Annotated in this window: 1 protein-coding gene and 1 pseudogene; both read right to left on the bottom strand. The window is 55.3% G+C overall.

All coding sequences use genetic code 11. The features are described 5' to 3' along the window. On the bottom strand, positions 1-1,331 hold a 1,331-nt coding region (recJ, locus tag PPL9_RS20380; RefSeq protein ID WP_057464401.1), incomplete at its 3' end, for a single-stranded-DNA-specific exonuclease RecJ. 96 nt (positions 1,332-1,427) lie between these two features. After that, positions 1,428-1,545: pseudogene (gene glpX, locus PPL9_RS34290) on the bottom strand (fructose-bisphosphatase class II); the annotation flags it as partial.

Genomic DNA, 1,545 nt, shown 5'->3' with positions numbered 1-1,545 from the left:
AAACCCGCCTCAACAGCTGCACGAACCGCAGAGCCCAGATCAACACCAATGATTGAACGGCCTGAGCCAGTGCCCAAACCCTTTTCATTAAACGCCATAGCAAAAGCAGGCCGGCGATAACGCTCTTTCAGCCGCGAGGCGATCAATCCAACGACACCCGGATGCCAGCCGTCTGCTCCTGTCAAAAGCACGGCAGGAGGAACAGTGACCTCCATTTTCTGGAACGCCTGCCCCTCGCCTTCTTCCAGCATCACAGCTTCCATGGCCTGACGTTCCTGGTTGAGCCGTTCCAGCGTCGCTGCAATGCGCTCCCCCTCCGCCCGATCATCAGAGGAAAGCAGTTTCATGCCAAGAGCTGAATCGCCAATTCGCCCGCCCGCATTGATGCGCGGCCCAAGCATGTAGCCCAGATGGTACGGGGTCGGCTTTCCACTCAATCGGGAAATATCAGCAAGACAGGAAAGGCCAATGTTCTCACGCCGTGCCATCACTTTAAGGCCCTGCACCACATAAGCACGGTTCAGTCCCTTCAGCGGCACAACATCACAAACAGTCCCAAGCGCAACAAGATCGAGAAGGTCCATAAGCCGGGGCTCAGCGCGCTGCGCAAAAGCACCACGCCGCCGCAACTCGCGGTTCAAACCAACAAGGAACAGGAAGGTAACACCCACAGCTGCCAGGTGGCCCTGCCCCGACAGATCATCCTGCCGGTTGGCATTCACCAGCGCATGAACCTCCGGAAAGCTCTCATCCACCTGATGGTGATCCAGAACCACCACTTCCAGTCCGATCCGCTTGGCTTCCTCAAAGGCTTCAAACGACGTGGAACCACAGTCTACTGTGACTAGCAACCGTGCCCCCCCTGCATGAAGCTGATTGATCGCCGTTGGATTTGGCCCATAACCATCAATGATGCGATCCGGGATATAGACATCCGGCTCCGCTCCAAGCTGCATCAGGTAGCGCTTGAGCAAAGCAGAGGACGTTGCACCATCAACATCGTAGTCCCCGAAGATCGCAATCTTAACGCCCGCTTGCAACGCATCTGCAACACGCGCGCAGGCCTTATCCATATCCACCAGTTTGGAAGGATCCGGCATCAGGTCTTTAAGGGAAGGATTTAAGAACCCGGAAGCCTCTTCCAGCGCCACATTGCGCCCGGCAAGCACACGGCCAACCACTTCAGGCAGGTCGGTTCTTTGAGCAATGGCCAGCGCTTGTGAGAGCCCCTGATCATCAAGCCGCTCGCGCCACATACGTGCGCTCAAAGACTTTTTGACACCAAGAACGACACGCCGCTCGGCACTGGATGCATCCAACGTCATAACCATAGAAAGAAACTGCCCGGATTCTCGTATAAAAGCAAAAGGGGCGAGTGTTCAACACACCCGCCCACTCTATTTATCTAGCTTGAAGGAAGCGCTAAATCAATCCAGATGGAATTTTTCCAACTGGGTATGCTTCGCTTCAATGAAACGAACAGTACCAGTCGTGGAACGCATCACAACAGTGTGGGTGGTGATGTTATCACGGCCCAGCTTCACA

Origin of the sequence: Pseudovibrio sp. POLY-S9 (assembly GCF_001431305.1) — a bacterium.
Lineage (GTDB): Bacteria > Pseudomonadota > Alphaproteobacteria > Rhizobiales > Stappiaceae > Pseudovibrio.
The sequence above is the reverse complement of the archived record's forward strand: the minus strand, read 5'-3'. Positions and strand labels throughout refer to the sequence as shown.